General features: G+C 64.9%; 17 protein-coding genes. 10 read left to right on the top strand and 7 right to left on the bottom strand.

Features of this window, described 5'->3' with window-relative positions:
- Positions 1-8 precede the first annotated feature (8 nt).
- The 4 genes from CH292_RS18200 to CH292_RS18185 are packed head-to-tail and all read right to left on the bottom strand — an operon-like array spanning position 9 to position 5,056.
- Positions 9-2,363, bottom strand: coding sequence for a xanthine dehydrogenase family protein molybdopterin-binding subunit (locus tag CH292_RS18200; protein ID WP_256977363.1), 2,355 nt, complete (start codon positions 2,361-2,363; stop codon positions 9-11).
- Positions 2,360-3,703, bottom strand: a complete 1,344-nt coding sequence (locus CH292_RS18195; protein ID WP_094655544.1) for an 8-oxoguanine deaminase — start codon at positions 3,701-3,703, stop codon at positions 2,360-2,362. Before CH292_RS18195 ends, CH292_RS18200 begins: the two co-directional genes overlap by 4 nt.
- Positions 3,704-3,711: 8 nt before the next feature.
- Positions 3,712-4,185 carry a (2Fe-2S)-binding protein gene (locus CH292_RS18190; RefSeq protein ID WP_019664813.1) on the bottom strand — a complete coding sequence of 158 codons (474 nt, stop codon included), beginning with the start codon at positions 4,183-4,185 and terminating at the stop codon, positions 3,712-3,714.
- Between the two features lie 4 nt (positions 4,186-4,189).
- Entirely contained in the window at positions 4,190-5,056 is an 867-nt protein-coding gene (locus CH292_RS18185; RefSeq protein WP_094655400.1) for a xanthine dehydrogenase family protein subunit M, read from the bottom strand.
- A 112-nt stretch (positions 5,057-5,168) separates the two neighbouring features.
- Here CH292_RS18185 and CH292_RS18180 point away from each other — a divergent pair, with 112 nt between their 5' ends.
- On the top strand, positions 5,169-6,689 hold the full coding sequence (locus CH292_RS18180; RefSeq protein WP_256978263.1) for a PucR family transcriptional regulator: 1,521 nt from the start codon (positions 5,169-5,171) through the stop codon (positions 6,687-6,689).
- 52 nt (positions 6,690-6,741) lie between these two features.
- Complete coding sequence (locus CH292_RS18175) at positions 6,742-7,389, top strand: TetR/AcrR family transcriptional regulator (RefSeq protein ID WP_037180947.1); 648 nt, start codon at positions 6,742-6,744, stop codon at positions 7,387-7,389.
- 13 nt (positions 7,390-7,402) lie between these two features.
- Here the strand turns inward: CH292_RS18175 and CH292_RS18170 are convergent, their stop codons facing one another.
- Positions 7,403-8,044, bottom strand: coding sequence for a pyridoxamine 5'-phosphate oxidase family protein (locus CH292_RS18170; protein ID WP_094655398.1), 642 nt, complete (start codon positions 8,042-8,044; stop codon positions 7,403-7,405).
- A gap of 70 nt (positions 8,045-8,114) precedes the next feature.
- On the opposite strand from CH292_RS18170, the gene CH292_RS18165 reads away from it, so the two are divergent.
- Positions 8,115-8,840, top strand: coding sequence for an SDR family NAD(P)-dependent oxidoreductase (locus CH292_RS18165; protein WP_094655397.1), 726 nt, complete (start codon positions 8,115-8,117; stop codon positions 8,838-8,840).
- A 7-nt stretch (positions 8,841-8,847) separates the two neighbouring features.
- Here CH292_RS18165 and CH292_RS18160 read toward each other — a convergent pair whose 3' ends face one another.
- Entirely contained in the window at positions 8,848-9,480 is a 633-nt protein-coding gene (locus CH292_RS18160) for a TetR/AcrR family transcriptional regulator (RefSeq protein ID WP_019664819.1), read from the bottom strand.
- 152 nt (positions 9,481-9,632) lie between these two features.
- Between CH292_RS18160 and CH292_RS18155 the strand changes: the two genes are divergently transcribed.
- Positions 9,633-11,093 carry an MFS transporter gene (locus tag CH292_RS18155; RefSeq protein ID WP_094655396.1) on the top strand — a complete coding sequence of 487 codons (1,461 nt, stop codon included), beginning with the start codon at positions 9,633-9,635 and terminating at the stop codon, positions 11,091-11,093.
- Here CH292_RS18155 and CH292_RS18150 read toward each other — a convergent pair.
- Positions 11,054-12,181: a cellulase family glycosylhydrolase gene (locus CH292_RS18150; RefSeq protein WP_094655395.1), complete on the bottom strand. Its 1,128-nt coding sequence runs from the start codon at positions 12,179-12,181 to the stop codon at positions 11,054-11,056. The genes CH292_RS18155 and CH292_RS18150 overlap by 40 nt on opposite strands.
- Before the next feature lie 117 nt (positions 12,182-12,298).
- On the opposite strand from CH292_RS18150, the gene CH292_RS18145 reads away from it, so the two are divergent.
- From CH292_RS18145 to CH292_RS18120, 6 genes are all read left to right on the top strand, one after another.
- On the top strand, positions 12,299-13,006 hold the full coding sequence (locus CH292_RS18145; protein ID WP_094655394.1) for a GAF domain-containing protein: 708 nt from the start codon (positions 12,299-12,301) through the stop codon (positions 13,004-13,006).
- A 190-nt stretch (positions 13,007-13,196) separates the two neighbouring features.
- On the top strand, positions 13,197-14,651 hold the full coding sequence (locus CH292_RS18140; RefSeq protein WP_094655393.1) for a sugar transferase: 1,455 nt from the start codon (positions 13,197-13,199) through the stop codon (positions 14,649-14,651).
- A gap of 49 nt (positions 14,652-14,700) precedes the next feature.
- Complete coding sequence (locus CH292_RS18135) at positions 14,701-16,101, top strand: O-antigen ligase (protein ID WP_094655392.1); 1,401 nt, start codon at positions 14,701-14,703, stop codon at positions 16,099-16,101.
- Positions 15,993-17,066: a glycosyltransferase family 1 protein gene (locus tag CH292_RS18130; protein WP_019664825.1), complete on the top strand. Its 1,074-nt coding sequence runs from the start codon at positions 15,993-15,995 to the stop codon at positions 17,064-17,066. The genes CH292_RS18135 and CH292_RS18130 overlap by 109 nt, the downstream gene beginning before the upstream one ends.
- Positions 17,063-18,613, top strand: a complete 1,551-nt coding sequence (locus tag CH292_RS18125; RefSeq protein ID WP_033190401.1) for a flippase — start codon at positions 17,063-17,065, stop codon at positions 18,611-18,613. Before CH292_RS18130 ends, CH292_RS18125 begins: the two co-directional genes overlap by 4 nt.
- Positions 18,610-19,698, top strand: a complete 1,089-nt coding sequence (locus CH292_RS18120) for a glycosyltransferase family 4 protein (protein ID WP_020111729.1) — start codon at positions 18,610-18,612, stop codon at positions 19,696-19,698. Before CH292_RS18125 ends, CH292_RS18120 begins: the two co-directional genes overlap by 4 nt.
- Positions 19,699-19,920 lie beyond the last annotated feature (222 nt).

Here is a 19,920-nt window from a genome sequence, read left to right as displayed (position 1 = left end):
GTGCCCTCCTAGGGCGCGACGATGTGTTCGGGGCGGATGGGGACACGGGTCAGGGCAAGCCCGGTCGCGTCGCGGATGGCAGCGACGACGGCCGGCGTCGAGGACAGGGTGGGCGGCTCGCCCGCACCACGAAGGCCGTACGGCGCCAATGGGTCTGCATTCTCCAGGATGTCGAGTTTCATGGGCGGCATGTCGAGGATCGTCGGGATGAGGTAGTCGGTGAAGGACGGGTTCTTCACGAGTCCGTCCTTCACGACGATCTCCTCCATGACGGCCAGACCCAGGCCCTGCGCCGATCCGCCGTGGATCTGTCCTTCGAGCGAGAGCCGGTTGAGGATCTTGCCGACGTCCTGCACGGCGGCCATTTCGATGACCTTCACCAGACCCAGCTCCACGTCGACGTCGACGACCGCTCGGTGCACGCACAGTGCAAGCTGCGTGTGGCTCGCACCCTGACCGGTGACGGGGTCCATCCCGCTGGTCGGTCGGTGGTGAAATTCGCGTGTCTGCTCGATCACGCGGTCGCCCAACACATCCTCGATCGTCGCGAGTACTTCACCCGACGACACGATCTTTCCGCCGTCGAGGGTCAGTCCGCTGACGGCTCGTCCGAGGTGCAGGCTCGCAAGTACGAACACGGCGTCACGGACGGCCTCGCACGCGGCCTTGACGGCTCCGCCGGTCATGTAGGACTGACGCGACGCCGACGACGAACCTGCGTTCCCGACTGCAGTGTCGGCCGGATGAATGACCACCTTGGTCACGCCGAGCTCGGTGCGCGCGATCTGCGCCTCCAACGTGACCAACCCTTGACCGACCTCGGCCGCCGCGGTGTGCACCAGGGCGGTTGCCTCCCCGCCGATGACTTCGAGACGTACTCGGGCGGTGGAATAGTCGTCGTAGTTCTCGGAGAAGCAGATGTTCTTGATTCCGACGCCGTAGCCGATGCCGCGTACGACGCCTTCGCCGTGCGTGGTCTGGGAGGCACCGCCCGGCAGGTTACGGATGTCCGACGCGTCGAGCGGGGCCGGCAGTGCCATTGCCTCGGCGCGGGCGAGCATGTCCGCCAGTGGAGCGGGTGCTTCGATGACCTGTCCGGTCGCGAGAACGGATCCTTGGCTGACGGCGTTGATCTGCCGGACTTCGACGGGGCTGATTCCGCAGGCCTCGGCGAGTTTGTCCATCATCGACTCGTATGCGAAACATGCTTGTACTGCGCCGAATCCACGCATCGCCCCGCACGGTGGGTTGTTGGTGTACACGCCGTACGCGTCGATCTCGATGTTCGGGATCACGTACGGCCCGACGCCGAGGGACGCCGCATTGCCTACGACGTTGAGCGTTGCCGACGTGTACGCACCTCCGTCGAGGATGATCTCGACGTCGGCGTACAGCAGCTTGCCGTCGCGGCTGGCGCCGTATTCGTAGTGCATCTGCGCGGGGTGGCGGTGGACGTGGCCGAAGAAGGATTCGTAGCGGTTGTAGACGATCTTCACGGGCTTGCCGGTGTACATCGCGAGCATGGCGGCGTGGATCTGCATGGACAGGTCTTCGCGTCCGCCGAATGCGCCGCCCACGCCGGCCAGGGTCATGCGGATCTTCTCGTCGGGCAGGCCGAGGCACGGTCCGATCTGGGCCAGGTCGTTGTGCATCCATTGAGTGGCGACGTAGAGGTCGACACCGCCGTCCTCGCCTGGAATCGCGAGGCCGGATTCAGGTCCGAGAAACGCCTGGTCCTGGATGCCGACGGAGAAATCGCTGGAGACGACGATCTCCGCGCGCTCTTTCGCCGAGGCGACGTCGCCCACGCGTACGGGCTGATGCCTGGCTACTCCCCCACGCTCCTGCACCTTCGGGTACGTCGGGTCGAGCGCCGCGCGCCGTGCATCCGTCAAGGGCTCGAGTATCTCGTACTCGACGGCGATCTTCTCCATTGCGCGGCGAGCGGTCTCGGGGTGGTCGGCGGCGATCAAGGCGATCGGCTCGCCTTCGTGGCGGACCTCGTCGAATGCGAGGACGGGCTGGTCCCACGTGTGATCGAGGCCGAAGCACTTGCGGCCCGGCACGTCCTCGTGCGTCAGTACGGCTTCGACGCCCGGGGTGGCCAGCGCCTTCGAGATGTCGATCGACAGTATTCGCGCACGTGGATGCGGACTCCGAAGCGTTGCGCCCCACAGCATCCCGTCGATGAACAGGTCCGACGAATACGCGAACTCTCCCTTGACCTTCAACGTCCCGTCGGGACGCAACGGGCTGTCACCGACGCGTCCTTGTCCCGGGGCTGCGATGTCGTGGGGAGCCCTGGTAGGAGCAGACCTGGCAGGAGCTGTCTTGGCAGGAGCAGTGTCGGTCGGGGAGCTCACAGTACATCCTTCGCAAGTGTCATGAGCCGACGGTGCGCGTCGGCGCCTTCTCGGGCTACCGCGTCCTGCGGTGCGCTGACCAGAACGTCGTCCTCGACGATCGTGCGGCCCCCGACCAGCAGCCGGGCCAACGGTGGGGTCTGTCCGTAGGCGAATGCGACGATCGGATCGTCGACCGCGGCGTAGAAGCCGTCGGTGCGCCACAGCGCCAGATCGGCCACCTTGCCGACCTCGATGGACCCGATCTCGTCCTGACGACCGAGTACTGTTGCGCCGCCGAGCGTCCCGATCTCCAATGCCTGGCGTGCGGTGAGCGCGGTCGGACCGTACTTGGCGCGCTGCATGTACATCGCCTGACGGATCTCTCCGGCCAGCGGCACCATCTCCGCGGACGCGCTTCCGTCGACTCCGAGGCCCACCGGAGCGCCTGCGGCGAGCAGATCCGAGATCCGCGCGATGCCTGCTCCGAGGCGTGCGTTGGAGCTCGGGCAGTGGGCGGCTCCGGTGCCGGTGGCCGCCATCTTCGCGATGTCGGAGTCGTGCAGGTGCACCGCGTGTGCGAACCACACGTCGTCCCCGAGCCAGCCGACCTGCTCCATGTACTCGACGGGGGTGCAGCCCATCTGAGCGACACAGTGCTCTTCCTCGTCCAGCGTTTCGGCCAGATGCGTGTGCAGCCGAACGTTCTTGCTTCTCGCCAGAGATGCGGACTCGACGAGCAAGTCCTTGCTGATGGAGAACGGCGAACACGGAGCGACGGCGATCCGCAGCATCGAGCCGAACGAGCTGTCGTGGTAGCTGTCGATCGCGTCCGACGTCGCGGTCAGGATGTCGTCGAGGCTCTCGACCACCTCGTCCGGTGGCAGACCACCGTCGGACACCCCTCGGTCCATCGAACCGCGACACGGCTGGAATCGCACTCCGATTCGGCTCGCGGCGTCGATCTCGGCGGCGAACAGGTCACCCCGCCCCTTCGGGAAGATGTAGTGGTGGTCGGTGGTGGTCGTGCATCCTGATTTGGCGAGCCAGGCGAGGCCGGCCGCAGCGGCTCCGCCGACCACCTCCGCGTCCATCTTCGACCAGGGCTTGTACAGCGCGACGAGCCACTCGAACAGGGTGTTGTCCTTGGCCAGCCCTTGTGACGCCCACTGGTAGAGGTGGTGGTGGGTGTTCACCAGCCCTGGCGTCAGAAGAGCTCCGCCCGCGTCGATGATCTCGGCTCCGTCGGACGCAGGTGCGTCTCCCGATCCGATCGCGGCGATGACGCCGTTCTCGATCACGACGTATCCCCGCGGGATCTCGTGCCCGACGATGGGTGCGATGTATGCGTTCCGAATCACTGTGCGTGTCACTGGGCTTCGGCCTTCCTGGTTGCGGCGAGACGCACTGCGTCGAGGATCTTCTCGTATCCTGTGCAGCGGCAGAGGTTTCCGGCGAGTGACTCGCGAATCTCCGCGTCGGAAGGATTCGGTACCCGCTCGATCAGATCGTGAGCTTGCACGACGAGACCCGGAGTGCAGAATCCGCACTGCACCGCTCCGCATTCGACGAAGGCCTCCTGCATCGGGTCCAGCTTCTCTCCCTCCGCTAGTCCTTCGACGGTCCTGACCTCGCGCCCTTCGACCTGACCCGCCGCCACCAGGCAGGCGCAGGCGGGTACTCCATCGAGATACACCGTGCACGAACCACATTCACCCTGTTCGCATGCATTCTTCGATCCGGGCAAGCCCATACGTTCGCGGAGCAGGTACAGCAGGCTCTCTCCTTCCCACACGTCGTCCGCTTCGAGTTCCTTGCCGTTCACAGTGCAGTTGACTCGCATGAGATCACGCTGCCTTTCCGTTGTCGCCGAGCTCTTTCCAGGACCAGCCCAGAGTTCTCTTGGCCATGACTGCCAGTGCGTGCTTGCGGTACTGCGCTGTGCCGCGCACATCGTCGATGGGGCTTGCTGCTTCCGAGACCAACTCGCCGAAGCGGGCAGCGATCCGGTCGTCGAGCGGACCGGACCAGTCGAGCTCGCCCGCCAGAAATTCCTCGGCAGCATAAGCCCGCCGGGGCGTGGGCGCAGCGGAGCCGAGCCCGGTTCCCACGCGCTGTTGCTCGGGGAACAGTGCGATGGAGAACGAGCACACGGCGATCACCATGGCGTTGCGAGTACCGATCTTGGAGAAGTACTGCGGGCCCGCCGCAGGCCGTACGTGAAACGCGCGGATCAGTTCGTCCGGTGCGCACGAGTTCCGTTTGACTCCGACGTAGAACTCGGTCGCAGGAATCATCCGAGTTCCGCGGGCAGCCGATTCGACCTCGACGACGGCACCGGCGGCCAACAGGGGTGCGTGAAGGTCTCCCGCGGGTGATGCGCCACCTAGATTGCCGCCGACGGTGCCGCGGTTACGGATCTGCGGGGAGCCCACTGTCCGCGACGCCTGCGCGATACCCGGAAGCCGGTCGCCGAGTTCGACGATGATGCGCACGTACGGGACACCCGCCCCGACGCGCAGCGTCCCGTCGGGCAGCTGCTCCCAGTCGGCGAGTTCGGTCACCGGGTTCAGGTCCAACAATGCGCCCGGGCGATGCACGTCGAAGTTCATCTCGACCATGACGTCGGTTCCGCCTTGAATCGGCACCGCGTCGACGTCGTCCGCCTTGGCGGACAGCGCCTCGGTCCAGGTCTGAGGCCGTAAGAATTCCATGCACCAAGTACAGCCGCGGGCGTCCGAAGGATCGAGAGACAAGAACGACGAACTATGACGCCGATCACAGTGTAGGTTCTGGAGGTTCCTACAAGAGCAAGGAAGACACGCGGTGAGGCTGCACGATTTGATGGGTTTGTCGGACCTGAACCTGCAGCAGGTGGTTGCTCCCGAACATTTCGACCCCGTCATCAGATGGGTCGTCACGACGGACATGCTGGATCCGAGTCGCTACCTCAGCGGCGGTGAACTGGTGCTCACCGGACTCATGTGGCGTACGGGCCCGGGCGATTCGCACGAGTTCGTGAAGGCCGTCGCCAAGGCAGGCGTCGCCGCGCTGGCGGCGTCGGAAGGTGGATCCGTCCCGGACGACCTCGTCGACGCGTGTCGCGCCCACGGACTTCCACTGTTCCGTGTCCCCGCGGACGTTGCGTTCGCAACGGTCACCGAGCGGGTGGTCCGGCAGTTGTCGGCGGCACGGGCGTCCGACGTGAAGGCGGTGTTGGAGCGGCACCGGAGATTGGTGGAGGGTACGGGAACAGGTGGGATCGGTGCGCTGCTCGATCTGGTCGCAGCCGAGCTGGGCATCGAATGCTGGATCCTCGCAGCGACGGGTCGCGTGGTTGCCGGCTCCGAATCCGTGCCCGACGCGGCACTGCTCGCACACGAGTTCCTGACCGCGCGTCGGCTTCCGCATTATTCGCCCGCGCTCGACATGTCGATGCTTCCCGTCGACAGGAATTCCACAGCCCACGTCGTCGATTGGTTCGTGGCGGTCGGAAGCGATTGGCAGACGTGGCACCCCGAGCGCCGCGCACTGGCCGAGCAGGTCTGCTCGATCGTTGCCCTCGAACGAAACAGGTTCGACGACAGGCTGACCGGGGCCGGAATCCTCGCCCAGGAATTCATCCGTGCCCTCGGCGAGGGTGTCGATGCTTCGTTCGTGACGCAGCAGATGGGGCTTCTCGGCCTGCCCGTCGACTCGCACTATCAGGTGATCGCCGCCTCGGTGTCACCGTCTGCACACTCGAAGCAGGACGTGCTGCGCCCGAGCGAGGTTCGTCGTCTGGTACAGGAATTGTCGGTGCCCCACATGTCGGCGGTCGGCATCGTCGGTGGTGAGGTGCTGGCCGTAGTGGCAACCGACGTCGATGCGACCGCGTCGATCGGTAGAGGGGTGGGCATTCTGTCGCCGGGGCTTGCCGGTACCGGGCTGGCCGTCGGAGTGAGCGCCCTGGTCGGTGCGCGGGACCTTCGCAGCGCCGTGGAGGAAGCGCGCCATGCGCGCAGGTTGGCCGCCGGGCGAACCGACGGTCGGTACGTCGTCGGGCACTCCGAGCTCGCGACTCTGGTGTTGCTGCTGGCAGGTGTTCCCGACGACGTTCGGCTCATGTTCAGGTCGAGGCTGCTGGCGCCGCTGACCGAGTACGACGAGGTCCACGGCAGTGACCTCGTCAGGACGCTGGCCGCATTTCTCGACACCAACGGTTCGTGGACGAAGTGCGCCGAGCAGATGCACCTGCACGTGAATTCCGTGCGCTACCGAGTCCAGCGAATCGAGGAGTTGACCGGCAGGGATCTGTCGCTGCTCGAACATCGTGTCGAGTTCTATCTAGCCCTGCGCTTGAGGTGACCGAAGTGTCTGTCACTTCCCATCTGATACCGATCGGTGTCAGTATCTTTCCGTGAGCTCTTCCGAAACCGAGATCGCTCCCGGCAGGCCCTACCGCGGGTCGAGCGCGGAGGCGCGACGTGATGCCCGCCGAGAGAGGCTGCTGGACGCAGCCGTGGACATCTTCGGCACGAGCGGCTACCGGTCCGCGTCGATCGATCGGATATGCAGCGCCGCCGGACTGACCAAACGCTACTTCTACGAGTCCTTCGACAGCAGCGAGGCACTTCTGGAGGCCGTGTACCGGCGAGCAACCACGACGATGCTGACCAGCATCCACGTCAGCAGCGACGCGCACACCACCGGCGCCGAGCACGTTCTGCAATCGGCGTTGTCGAACTTCTTCCGCACCATCGCCGACGACCCTCGATCCGCGCGCATCGTGCTGCTCGAGGTTCTCGGCGTCTCCGCCGAAGTGGACGCGCTGTACCGGCAGACCACAGGACTGTTCGTCGACGCCGTCCTCGCCGTCGCGGATTCGGTCGGAACCGCTCGCGGCCTGGCCGGGCCCAACCGTCGAACACTCGCGGTCGGTCTCGTCGGTGCCGTGCTCATGATGACCCAGCAGTGGTTGCTCGCACCCGACTCCGAGCCGTTGGACGGGGTCATCGCGAGCGCCCACACCATCCTCGGCGCTGTCGCATTCGGTCGGCTCGACTGACGCATCTATCCCGCTACTGGGGCTGTTGGCGCTGGTACAGCTGCTTCTCGTAGGACGGGCCGTAGTACTGCTCCAGCTCGGCGAGAGTTTCGGGCGAATCCGGCATGACCGCTTCGGTGATCCGAGCGACCGTCGGGAGTGCCGACGGATTCCAGGTGTCCGGCTCCCAGAGCCGTGACCGCATGAACGCCTTGGCGCAGTGAAAGAACACCTGCTCGATGTCGACGAGCAGACACAGGATCGGACGATGCCCCTTGACCTTCATGTCGTCGAAGAACGGCGCATCCTTGAGCAACCGCGCTCCGCCGTTGACACGCAGAGTGTCTCCGCGGCCGGGGACGAAGAAGTTGATTCCCACGTGCGGGTTCAGCAGGACGTTGCGGTAGCCGTCCATCCGCTTGTTTCCCGGCCGTTCGGCTATGGCGAGTGTGGTCTCGTCGAGCACGTGAACCAGCGCCCCCGCCGGGTCCCCCTTCGGCGACACGTCGCATCTTCCGGTGTCGTCGGCCGTTCCGATGAGGCAGAACGGAGACATGGACAGCCACTCCCGGTGGATCGGCAACAGTGCATCGCGGTCCTTGTTGGCCGCCCGGTAACTCGGCGTGCCGAACAGTGCGGTCAACTCGTCGGTGTCGGTGATCTCGTCCCATGCCACGCGAGGAAGCCTAACAACGCCGGGGCACCGAGTCATCGGACTTTCGGGCGCATCTGGCACAGTGACGTGCATGACCGTTCGCACCACCGTCGTCACCGGAGGAAGCCGTGGCATCGGGGCCGCGGTGTGCAGACGGTTGGCCGCCGACGGCCACGACGTCGTCGTCACGTACGTGCGTGACCGCGCAGCCGCCGAGTCCGTTGCCGCAGACGTCGAAGCTGCGGGACGTCGTGCGTTGGTGTGCCGCGTGGACACGACCGACGAGGAATCCGTTGTCGCGATGTACGGAGAGGTCGCGGATTTCGGGACGCTCACCGGGCTGGTCACCAATGCCGGGGCCGCCTCTGCCGTGGGCGATCTCGTGGACAACGATCTCTCCGACATCAGGGCCGACATCGACCTCAACCTTGTCGGTGTTCTCGCCTGCATCAAGTACGCCATCGCGCCGATGACGCACTCGGGTGGCTCGATCGTCAACATCTCCTCTGCCGCAGCCACTCTCGGAAGCCCCGGGATGTACGTTCATTACGCGGCGTCGAAGGCGGGAGTCGACGCACTCACCGTGGGGTTGGCCAAAGAGTTGGCGGACAGAAACATTCGCGTCAATGCCGTTGCACCCGGGACCATCTGGACCGATTTTCATCGAGATCCGAACAGACCGGCGAAGGTCGCTCGGTCGGTGCCCATGAAGCGTGCGGGCACTCCGGACGAGATCGCGGGCGCCGTGTCCTGGTTGCTGTCGGACGACGCGTCCTACGCGACGGGTACGACCATCCGCATCGCGGGCGGTCAGTAGCCTCGAATCACGACCGCGACACCGGCGCCCGCCAGATCCCTACCGTCGCGTCGATGAGATCGGTGCCGCAGTCGGTCCAGTTGGGCGGGACGTCCGGATTCTCCGCGAACTCCATTTCCTTGTCGGCGCAGGTGTGCATCATCAGGTTGCGGGCCATGTCTCCGCGAATCTTTCGGACACTCACCGGTAACTCGGGCAGACAGCGCTCCAGTCCCGCGAGGGTGGGTTTCAGCGCCGTCAACTCGCCGGCACGGGCGTAGGCGACGGACCGCAGCACCGGGTCGGATATCAGTTGGACGCTGAATCTCCCGTACCAACTGGGCGATCCGAGAGAGTCGAGATGCGAGACGTAGGGCCTGATGAGGCACGCAACCCAATCCTGCAGATCATCCGAACCCTCCACCCGCGCGACCATCTGCGATCGAATCTCTTCGATCGATCGCGAATGTTTCTCCAGAATTGCTCGCACCAGATCCGTCTTCGTCCCGAAGTGGTATGCGACAGCGGCGTTGTTGCCCTGGCCTGCCGCCTCGCTCACGTGCCGGTTCGAAACCGGATGGATGCCTTCCTCCGCATACAACCTCTCGGCCGTGGCCAACAGCGCCTCACGCGTATCGAGGTTGCGGTCTGCACGCGTCATGTGGACCAGCCTTCCACAGTCATCACCGTCTGATTCGTCATCAATCGGACATACCGACCACAGTGAACAACGCCACTTTGACCTGCGTCAAGCAGTTGCTTTAAATTGATTCAGTCAATTGCTTTAAAACTAACGCCGGGAGGCTCGAGCCCATGTCGACCACTGCCCCACCACCCGACAACGCCACGGTGGCACCAGCAGGCGTCGTCGTTGCCGTGCTTGCGTTCACCGGAATCGTCGTCTCACTGATGCAGACGCTCATCATTCCGTTGATTCCCCAACTTCCGACCCTGCTCGACGCATCGGCATCGAACACCGCCTGGGCCATCACCGCCACTCTTCTCGCAGGCGCCGTCGCTGTTCCGGTGATGGGTCGTCTCGGCGACATGTTCGGCAAGCGATTGCTGTTGATGGTCAGCCTCGTCCTGATGATCTCGGGCTCGATCGTCGGCGCGCTCAGCGAATCACTGGTTCCGCTCGTCGTCGGCCGTGCGCTGCAAGGGCTGGCGGCCGGTGTCATTCCCCTCGGCATCAGCATCATGCGCGACGTTCTTCCACGAGAGAAGCTTGCCGGCGCGACAGCCACGATGGGCGCTTCCCTCGGTGTCGGCGGTGCGCTGGGGCTTCCCGCGGCGGCGCTCATCGCGGAGTACGCCGATTGGCATTTCCTGTTCTGGGTGTCCGCCGCACTCGGCGTGATCGTCGCGATCCTGGTGCTGACGCTCGTGCCCGAGTCCGAGGTGCGGACCGGCGGAACGTTCGACGCGGTCGGAGCGGCCACTTTGTCCGTCGCTCTCGTGACTCTGCTGCTGGCGATCTCCAAGGGCGCGACATGGGGGTGGAGCAGTTCCACCACGCTGGGTCTGCTGGCCGTCGCCGTCGTCTCCCTCGGTTTCTGGGGAGGGTGGGAACTGCGCACGAAGCAGCCACTGGTGGACCTCCGCGTGTCGGCTCGCAGGCAGGTGCTGTTGACCAACCTCGCATCCGTCGTGTTCGGCTTCGCGATGTTCGCCATGACGCTGGTCTTCCCGCAGGTTCTTCAGTTGCCCGTCGAAACCGGCTTCGGACTGGGCCGCTCGATGCTGGTGACCGGTCTCGTCATGGCCCCCTCCGGCATCGTCATGATGCTGGTCGCGCCGATCTCGTCCAAGATCACCACGACGAGGGGCCCGAAGACGACGCTGATGCTCGGCGCGATCGTCGTGGCCGTCGGCTATCTGTTCGGTGTCGTCACGATGAGCGCTGTGTGGCAGCTCGTTGCCATCTCCTGCATCATCGGCGCAGGCATCGGTCTGTCGTACGGCGCGATGCCCGCCCTCATCATGGGCGCGGTCCCGCCCTCGGAGACCGCCGCGGCCAACAGCCTGAACACGCTGATGCGTTCGCTCGGGACATCGACCGCGAGCGCCGTGGCAGGCGTCATCCTGGCACAGATGACGATCACGCTCGGATCGGCGGAACTGCCGTCGCAGCAAGGGTTCCGGGTGACGATGGCCGTCGCCGCAGGCGCTTCGCTGATCGCACTCGCGCTCGCCGCGTTCCTACCGAGATTCGCCCCGGCAGCCCCCAGCCGTCAGGAGTACGCCCCTGTGAAGGCCGCGATGCGCCCGTAGGCGGACTTCGGCGTGAAATCGCGCCGAAGCAGCCCGAAGTTCTGTTCCGGATCGGCCAGGTTCGTGCCTGCATCTCGCAGGCTGTACACGTAGGACGGCCCGATCCACGCATTACCGAGGACCGCATCCATCACGATGACGATCGAGTCCGCTTGGACCTGTTCGCTCACCGCGTTGGATGCGGTTCCCGTCGGCGCACCGAACTCCGTCAACCAGATCTGCTTGCCCGCATCGCCTCCGGCAACCATGGTGTCGCGCATCGGCCACAGCGCGAACGCTGTACTCCATTCCTGGGTACTCGGGTCGTTCGGCAGCCACGGGTAGGTGTACGGGTGAACGTTGAACGCGTCGAAGTACTTGTTCGCGCCGAGCTGGTACATGGCGGAGAGAAACGACTTGGGGTTCATGTTCGTGCCGTTGTCCGTTGCGGGAGCCAGCCCACCGCTGAGGACCGTCGACGCCGGCTGCACCTGCTTGATCGCCTGATAGGCCGCGCGCAGCATTATCGAGTACGCAGCCACGTCGGGCTTCGGTTTCCAGAATCCGACGATGTTCGGCTCGTTCCAGATCTCCCACAGATTCATGTGGTCGCGGTACCGGGTGACGACGGTACGCGCGAATGCGGCGTAGACGTCGGGGTCCGCGGGCCGTGAATGCGAGTCACCCATCGCCTCGGGTACGCGCGCCCACTGCGGTGTGTAGGCGATGACACCGAGCGGACACATACCGTGCGCCACCACAGCGGCCAGCACACGGTCGGTGTTCGTCCAATCGAATTGCCCGCGATTGCGTTCGATGGTCGACCAATCGATGTCCACCCGAACCGAGAACAACCCGGCGTCGCGCGCCAGATCCAACTCCGCGTTCAGATCCGCGTTCGACGCCGCAGCCAGTGTGGCACCGGGCGAGGCACCGATGCGAGGGGAGCTGGTCATTCCGGAACACCGTCCGTCCGGTGACGAGGGCGCTGTGCGCCCGGGCGTCGTAGGTGACGCGTGCGCGGGTGTGATCACCGCAGCGATGGAGACAAGCAGAAGTGCAAGCGTGACCACGCTCTTCGGCACGCTCAGCGTTACGCGCCGAAACATCGGCAGAATATAACAGCAGTTCTGCCGAATACCATCATCTGTTCGAATTACTGCCACCGACACGACCTCGAGTGAATGAATACGCCGACTTCGTTCGACTGCATTACCATCGGGAAAATGACAGACGTTGTTTCCGGGTTCGACGACCGCTTACACGAAATTCTCGCGCAACAGGCGGAAAAAGCCGGGGAATCGGTCGAAGCGTATGTGCGCCGCGCGGTTGTCACGCGGCTGGTTCAGGAACTCACCGCCGACGACGATTCCGAACTCGGCCAACTGCTGCGCCATCTGCAGGCCGCACGGATCGAGGTACCGACCTCGGACGAGGAGCAGCCCGAGTCCGATCGCCCGTTGCACAACCGCGACCGCGTCAAGGCCGTCGAGAAGACGGGCCTGATGGACACACCGAAGGAAGACAGTTACGACCGGCTGGTATCCATGGTCGCCGACGCCTTGATGGTCCCGTCCGCGGCCATTTCCCTGATCGACGACAAGCGCCAGTTCTACAAGAGCGCAGTCGGTTTGCCGGCCGAGCTCGCGGAAGCGCGCCAGCTGCCGATCGACCAGAGCATCTGCCAGTACACCGTCGACGGCGGTGAACCACTCGTCGTCGAGGACGCCCGTCTGCACGAACTACTGAAGAATCACCCGGCAGTCCTCGGCAATCTCGCGGTGTCCTACATGGGCATCCCTCTCGACGACGGCCAGGGCCACACGGTGGGGACTCTGTGCGTCTGGGACGAACAGCCCAGGCAATGGACTATCGGCCATCAACAAACCCTTCAGGATCTCGCGTGGATTGTTCGCGAGCGAATATTCGGATGAGAACGCCTATCCAGAACTTTCACCCCGGTATTTCGATCGATAACGGGAAATCGGTCGCTTTTCCGTAACACGATCGATAAAGCAAAAGGGGGTTCGGGCCAAATGTCTGAGATAGCCTTTGACGGTGCTTGGAACACGAACTGGGTCCCGTACGGAGTAATGGCCCGTGTCTAAAACTCTCGAATCACCCTTGGCGACTGCCGACGCACTGCGCGAGGTCCAGTCACGTCCGCGAAGCCTGACGGACCGACTGCGCGTCGATCCACTGCACACGGTGGTGACGATCTCGGTCGACGTGATCGCCGCAACCATCGCCGTGATCGAGGGGGTGCTCTGGCGAACCGGAAGCCTCACCGAGTTGGGATGGCTGCCCTGGCTGTTCATCCCTCTGGTGATTGCTTTCCTCGGCGCCGGAGGAATGTACCGACGGAGCCTCCGGAAGAACTTCCTCGACGAGATCGGCCCGGTCGAGACAGCCATCGCGTTCGCGACTCTTGCACTGCTGTCGATCATGATCGTCGTCGACACCGAGTACCGCCCCGGCGGACTGATGGTCCGCATCTGGATCTGTGCAGCGGTGTCCATCGCAATAGGACGCTTGATCCGCGTGATCATCCAACGTCGCATCAGGGCGAAGTACAACTCGGCGGCACCGACGCTCGTCGTCGGCGGTGGACCGATCGGTCATCAGCTCGTCGCGCGGATGCGTCAGTTCCCCGAGTACGGGCTGAACCCCATCGGTCTCGTGGACGTGACACCGGTGGCACCGGTGGACCCCACCGCGCCGGACTTCATCGACGTTCCCTACCTCGGCACACCGAGCCAGTTCGAGATGATCGCCAAGACGACCGGCGCCGAGGAAGTCATCGTGGCGTTCTCCTCCGTTCAACACGAGGAGCTCGTGGCTGCCGTCAGGTCCGCCCACAAGTTGGGTATCCGAGTCTGGGTGGTGCCGCGTCTGTTCGACACCGTCGGACTCAAGACGCGTGTCGAGCACATCGGCGGACTCCCCCTCATGGTTCTTCCTCACGTCGATCCCAAGGGATGGCAGTTCCTCCTCAAGGGACTCACCGACCGGGTGCTGACCAGCATCGGCCTGCTACTGATCTCACCGATCTTCCTGCTGCTCATGCTGCTGGTGAGGTTGAGTTCGCCCGGCCCCATCTTCTTCGCTCAGGAACGCATCGGACGTGACGGAATTCCGTTCGACTGCCTGAAGTTTCGGTCCATGCGTCCGCCACGGGCGTCCGATGCAGAGTTCGTGCGAGTCGAGGGCGCTGCGCCGGGCGGCGTGGAAGGCGTGGATCGCCGTACCAAGATCGGCAAGATCATGCGGCAGACCTCGCTCGACGAACTGCCACAGCTGCTCAATGTGATCCGCGGCGACATGAGCCTCGTCGGCCCGCGCCCCGAGCGGCCCGAGTACGTGGACCTGTTCGCCATGCAGATCCGTCGCTACGGAGAGCGCCATCGAGTGAAGGCCGGTGTCACGGGCTGGGCACAGGTACACGGCCTCCGGGGACAGACGTCCATCGCGGACCGTGCGGAGTGGGACAACTACTACATCGAGAACTGGTCCATCTGGCTCGACATCAAAATCCTGTTCCTGACCGTTCTGGCCGTGCTGAAGCGGGCCGAGGACTGAGTGTGAACATCGCTCCAGGCCAACCACACTCACGAGCCCCGGGTCGTCCGTGATCGCGTACGTCGCGATCGCCTTCGCCGCCGTTGCGGTGGTGGGGGTGGGTCTGTTCGTTGCCCGGGCGATCCTGCACCGCCCCCAGCGAGGCCTGCTGCTTCTCGCGGCATTCGTGCCGCTCAACGGCCTGCTGGCCATCCTTCCCCTCCCCGGCGTCGTGTCCGGATGGAAGGAAGGCCTTGTGCTGTTCACCCTCGGCTGTGCGTGGTTGCGGCGGGTCAGGCCGCGACCACGGACACCGACACCACGCCCACATCCGCCACTGACCATGCCCTGGTGGCCCGCGGCCGCCTTGTTCGTCGTCTTCGGAGTCGTCTCGGCGCTCGTGTCGTTCGGGCTCATCGGATTCGTGGCCATCAAGGTGACGTTCTTCTACATGCTGCTGGTGGGGATCCTCTGGCTTTCCCCGTTCGACGCCCGTGACCGCGACAATCTGGTCAGCGTGCTCATGGGGATGGGCGTGTTCACCTCGTTGGTCGGCATCGCACAACTGGTGCTCGGCCCGGCTTTTCTGGTGTCGCTCGGATACGAGTACGGCACACAGGTCAGAACCTCCGGCGGTCTGCTTCGAACGTTCAGCACGTTCAACCTCCCGTTCCCGTTCGGCCTGTACGTGATGCTGGCGCTGCTCGTCGGCGGCGCCGTCGCACTGGCCGATCCGGCACGCCGTCGCAACGCCGCGTTCCTGTGGATGACACCGATCATGGTCGTCGCAATGGCAAGTTCGATCGTCCGAGGCGCAATCCTCGGCTTGCTGGTCGGTCTGATCTACCTCATTGCAATCCGTTTTCGCTTCCTGGCCGTGCCGCTGGTCGTATCCGGTGTAGCTGTCGCAGTGATCGTTCCGTTCGTGCCCAAGATCTCGTCCGTCTTCTTCTCGTCGAGCAGTCTGAACGAACGCGGCGACGGATGGAACGACATCATCGCGAGCATCCTGATCCACCCGTTCGGTCAAGGTCTCGGTGCGAGCGGTGCAGCAGCCGACCGTATTTCGACCGCCTCGGGTGTGACGTTCAGCGGCCTGTCCACCAACTACCAGCCGGACAACTACTACGTGAAATCTGCGCTGGAACTCGGCCCTGTCGGATTGTGGGCGGTCGTTGCGCTTCTCGTCACGGCTCTGTTGTGGTGCACGCGCCTGTCCAGATCTCTGCCCGAGGGCGACGACGCTCTTGCACTCGGTGTCGGTTCGTCGATCGTCGCGGCGATGTTCGCGAGCCTCGTCTCGACCTATTTCGAAATTTTTCCGATCGACGTTTATTTCTGGCTTCTGTTAGGAGTGGTGGGATGCGCAGCAGCGCAACACGAATCAGCAGCAACCCCCGGATCGTCTACGGGGCGCTCGCCCTTCGGCCGGGCGGCAGCGGGGTCCAGACCTACATCCGCGAGTTACTGAACGAGATTCCGGCGCTGCTCCCCACAGCAGATCTCGCGGCAGTCGTCCAACGCGATGCCGTGGCCGAACTCCCGGGTGACGTGCACCCACTCCCCCGCCGTGTGGCCGACGGCGCGGTGCGTGCCGTTCTGGGGGCACTGCCCGTCGGTGACTGCGATATCGTCCACGGCCTCGATGTCGACCTTCCTCTCGTGACCAAGGCAGCCACCGTGGCGACCGTCCACGACCTGTCCGTGATCGACATGCCGTCGGCGTCCAGCAAGTTCCGGGCGTTCGGTGAACAGAAACTCGTCCGGCGTGCGCTCCGGAAAGCCGATCTGTTGATCGCGGTGTCGCAGTTCACCGCAGATCGCATCAAGGCGGTCAGCGGCCGAGAAGCCGCCGTCGCGGAACTGGCGCCCGCAGCATGGGCGACGCCGCCGGCGGAATCCGCCCTCGACGCCGTCCGCGAGAAGTACTCCCTTCCCGAGAGATTCGTACTCCAGGTCGGCACCGTCGAACCGCGCAAGAACGTGCAGCTTGTCGCCGACGCGGCCGAACGACTCGGCATCCCGTCGGTGCTGGCAGGCGCTGGATCGAAGGGGCCGAATGCTCCGACGTCGTCGATCGGTCTCGGATACATCGACGTCGAGGACCTGCCCGCTCTGTACGCCACCGCCACGGTCACCGCCTACGCCTCACGCTACGAGGGGTACGGACTTCCACCCGTCGAGGCGATGGCCTGCGGCGGGGCGGTCGTCGCCAGTGCCGTCGGCGCCCTGCCCGACGTCGTCGGCGACGGTGCTGTGCTTCTCGGCTCGGAGCGGGTGGACAACTGGGCGGACGCCATGCGTCCCATCGTGTTCGACGCCGATGCTCGCGCCGCCCTCGTGTCGAACGCCGCGGCAGTCTCCGCGGGCCTGACCTGGCGACGCACGGCCCAGCGCACGGTCGAGGCCTACCGAAAAGCGGGGATCGTCTCGTGACCGAGGACCCCTCGCTGGAGGGTACCGAACAACCGCCCGATTACCGTGCGATAGCTGCGGACCCTAAAGCGGCTGCCCGAGCCACCGCTGCGGTCCTGATGAGCCGCGTCGTCATTGCGGGACTGGGCTGGGTCGGCAGTGTGATCGTGGCCCGTTCGCTCAGCCCCGAGGGTTGGGGCCAGTTCAGTTTCGTGTTCGCCCTGCTGGGGCTGATGTCCGTCGTCACCGATCTCGGGGTCGGCCGAGTGGTGTTGGCACGCTTGATGGACGGCAGCCCGGAAGAGATTTCGAGGACCGCATCGTCGTTCCTGGCCTTGCGCACTGTTCTCGGCCTGGTCGGGTACGTGCTCGCAGTGGGATACGTACTCGTGCTCCGGTACCCCACCGAGGTCGTTCTGGCGACAGCGGTGGGCGGTCTGGTCGTCGTCTTCGCCACGCCGAGTCATGCACTGTCGGTTCTGTTCCAGAGTCGCCACCGACTGCTGATGGTCGCCATCGCCGAGAGTCTGGGCCAAGCTCTTCAGCTGGCATTGACCATCCTCGCCGCGGTCTTCGCGCCGACGCTGCTCGTGTTCGTGCTGCCTGCCGTGATCAACGAGATCTTCAAACTGGTGTCGAAGTCGATCGGTATCAGGCGACGATCGCTCGGGTTGAGGCCGTCCCGGCACATCGATGTGCACCGGTGGGGCCCGTACCTGCGCGAAGCGATACCGCTGGCAATCGGTTTCGCACTGACCATCGCGATGCTGAAGATCGACGTTCTGATGCTCAGCCTGCTCGACACGTTCGACGCGGTCGGACTGTATTCGATCGGCTACAAGTTCTCGGACATGATGGACACCATCATTCTGGCCGCGGTCGCCCCCATCAGCACCCTTCTCATCGCCGCGTGGCCCGACGACCTCGCGACGTTCCGCAAGCGAACACGTTCGGCAGCAACTCTGTTCGCGCTGTTCGGAGCTGCGGCGGTTGTCGCGTTCTGGCCGTCGGCCGACCACCTGATCGAGCTTCTCTACGGCGAGCGCTTCGTGGCGGGCGCGGACGCTGCTCGACTTCTCGTCCTCGGCGCTGCCCTGATGTCGCTGATCCTTCTCGGAATCTTCCTCCTCGCGTCGGCAGGCATGCAGCGCCACTACCCGGTCGTGGCGCTGTTCGGTCTCGCACTCAACGTGGGGCTCAATCTCGTTCTCATACCGCGCATGTCCTACGACGGAGCCGCCATCTCCACCGTCGCGACGCTGGGAACGACCGTCGTGCTGCTGTGGATCGTCATTGCCCGAACGGTTCCGGTGTCGACGTTGCTCCCGCTGGGGCCCATCGCACTGATCGTGGTCCTTGCGGCTGCGTTGTCCTTCGCCGGTTCGCTTGCCGTCTCGGCATTTCCATCCCTGTGGCTCGTGGTGTCCATCGCGTTCGCGCTCCTGCTGGTCGTCATCGTGTTCGGTGCCGCGAAACTCGGACTCGTCGAATCACCCTTGGGCAAGGACACTCCCCCCGGCGCGGCCACACCGCGGGCCGGCGGCCGACACCGAGCGGAGAAACGATGACCGACACGTCCACCGTTGTGTTCGTCGCCCACACCGGACAGGTGTCCGGAGCGGAGAAGATGCTGCTCGCGCTCGTCGATCGCGCGTCGGAAACGGGACACACCGTCGTGGTGGCCAGTCCCGGAGGCGCGTTGGCGACAGCACTTCCCGACGGCGTTCGGCACGTGACCATCCCGGAACTGGGGCTCGGTGGGCAGCGGGGCGTCGCACGGGTGATGGCGGCCGGCCAGATGCTGGCCCGCTGGTGGTCGGCGGGACGAACCCTGCGCCCCCTGGTGCGAGGAGCGGGGACGGCGACCGTCGTGAATTCCCTTTTCGCACTGCCGGCTACCCGCATCGCACGCCCACCTCGCGGTGCGTCGTGGCTCGTCCACGACGTGATGGCGAGCGGGCGGCAACGCGCGGTGACGAGGCTCGGGCGCGGTGTCGTACGCAGAGCAGTGGCGTGCACCGAAGCGGCCGCCGCTCCCGTCCGCGCTGCCGGTCTCGACGTCGAACTCGTACCGTACGGCGTGCCCTGGCCCGTCGAGGATTTCGGCCGCGAGAGTGTCGGCACACCTCCTGTCGTCGGCATGCTTGCGCTGCTGACTCCGTGGAAGGGACACCGGGTACTCCTCGACGCGCTGGCGCTGACCCCTGGGGTGGAGGTCGAACTCGCCGGAGGCAGTTTTCCCAGCGACGAGACCTACGTCGCCGAACTGCGCGAGCGCGCAAGCGAACCGGATCTGTCCGGCCGGGTCAGGTTTCTCGGCCATGTGAAGCTCGACGATGCGCTTCGGCGATGGGATGTGGTGGTGTCGACGAGCGTTCTCCCCGAGGCCGGTCCGCTGGCCGTGCTGGAAGCGATGTCGCATGGACTGCCCGTGATCGCAACCGATCACGGTGGGCCGACCGAGTTCCTGCGCGACGGTGCAGGTGTTCTGGTTCCCCCCGGTGACCCGACGGCGTTGTCGCGGGCGGTTCAGGACGTGTTGTCGGACGGGACGCGCCGGGCCACGCTCGGGGCTCGCGCCCGCGCGAAAGTCGGCGCCGAACACAACATCTCCATCACGATGCCCGCGTTGCTCGAGGCTCTGATCGCATGACGCGGGTCTCGGGCTTCGTTCGGCCACGGACTCTCGAACCAGAATCCGTCCGGTTCTCGCCGGTCGAAACCGCGACTTCGACTGCTTCTTGCCGCCCGAAAGAACTGCAATCCCGTTTCGCGGCAGTGATTTTCGCAAAGCTTCCGTTCACGCGCCACTTCGGGCGTACCGAAGCACCGAGAGGCGGTTTGGGTATCATCGCACCTGTCCGGTCTTCACATT

Source organism: Rhodococcus sp. 14-2470-1a (assembly GCF_002259425.1).
GTDB classification, from domain to species: domain Bacteria; phylum Actinomycetota; class Actinomycetes; order Mycobacteriales; family Mycobacteriaceae; genus Rhodococcoides; species Rhodococcoides fascians_E.
Note: the sequence above shows the minus strand (reverse complement) of the source record. Positions and strands in the feature narration are given on the sequence as shown.

Bases quoted from the DNA above. Each gene is read 5' to 3' on its own strand.
- CH292_RS18190 (WP_019664813.1), bottom strand. From the start codon at position 4,185: ATGCGAGTCAACTGCACTGTGAACGGCAAGGAACTCGAAGCGGACGAC.
- CH292_RS18185 (WP_094655400.1), bottom strand. From the start codon at position 5,056: ATGGAATTCTTACGGCCTCAGACCTGGACCGAGGCGCTGTCCGCCAAG.
- CH292_RS18165 (WP_094655397.1), top strand. From the start codon at position 8,115: ATGACCGTTCGCACCACCGTCGTCACCGGAGGAAGCCGTGGCATCGGG.
- CH292_RS18160 (WP_019664819.1), bottom strand. From the start codon at position 9,480: ATGACGCGTGCAGACCGCAACCTCGATACGCGTGAGGCGCTGTTGGCC.
- CH292_RS18155 (WP_094655396.1), top strand. From the start codon at position 9,633: ATGTCGACCACTGCCCCACCACCCGACAACGCCACGGTGGCACCAGCA.
- CH292_RS18150 (WP_094655395.1), bottom strand. From the start codon at position 12,181: ATGTTTCGGCGCGTAACGCTGAGCGTGCCGAAGAGCGTGGTCACGCTT.
- CH292_RS18145 (WP_094655394.1), top strand. From the start codon at position 12,299: ATGACAGACGTTGTTTCCGGGTTCGACGACCGCTTACACGAAATTCTC.
- CH292_RS18130 (WP_019664825.1), top strand. From the start codon at position 15,993: ATGCGCAGCAGCGCAACACGAATCAGCAGCAACCCCCGGATCGTCTAC.
- CH292_RS18120 (WP_020111729.1), top strand. From the start codon at position 18,610: ATGACCGACACGTCCACCGTTGTGTTCGTCGCCCACACCGGACAGGTG.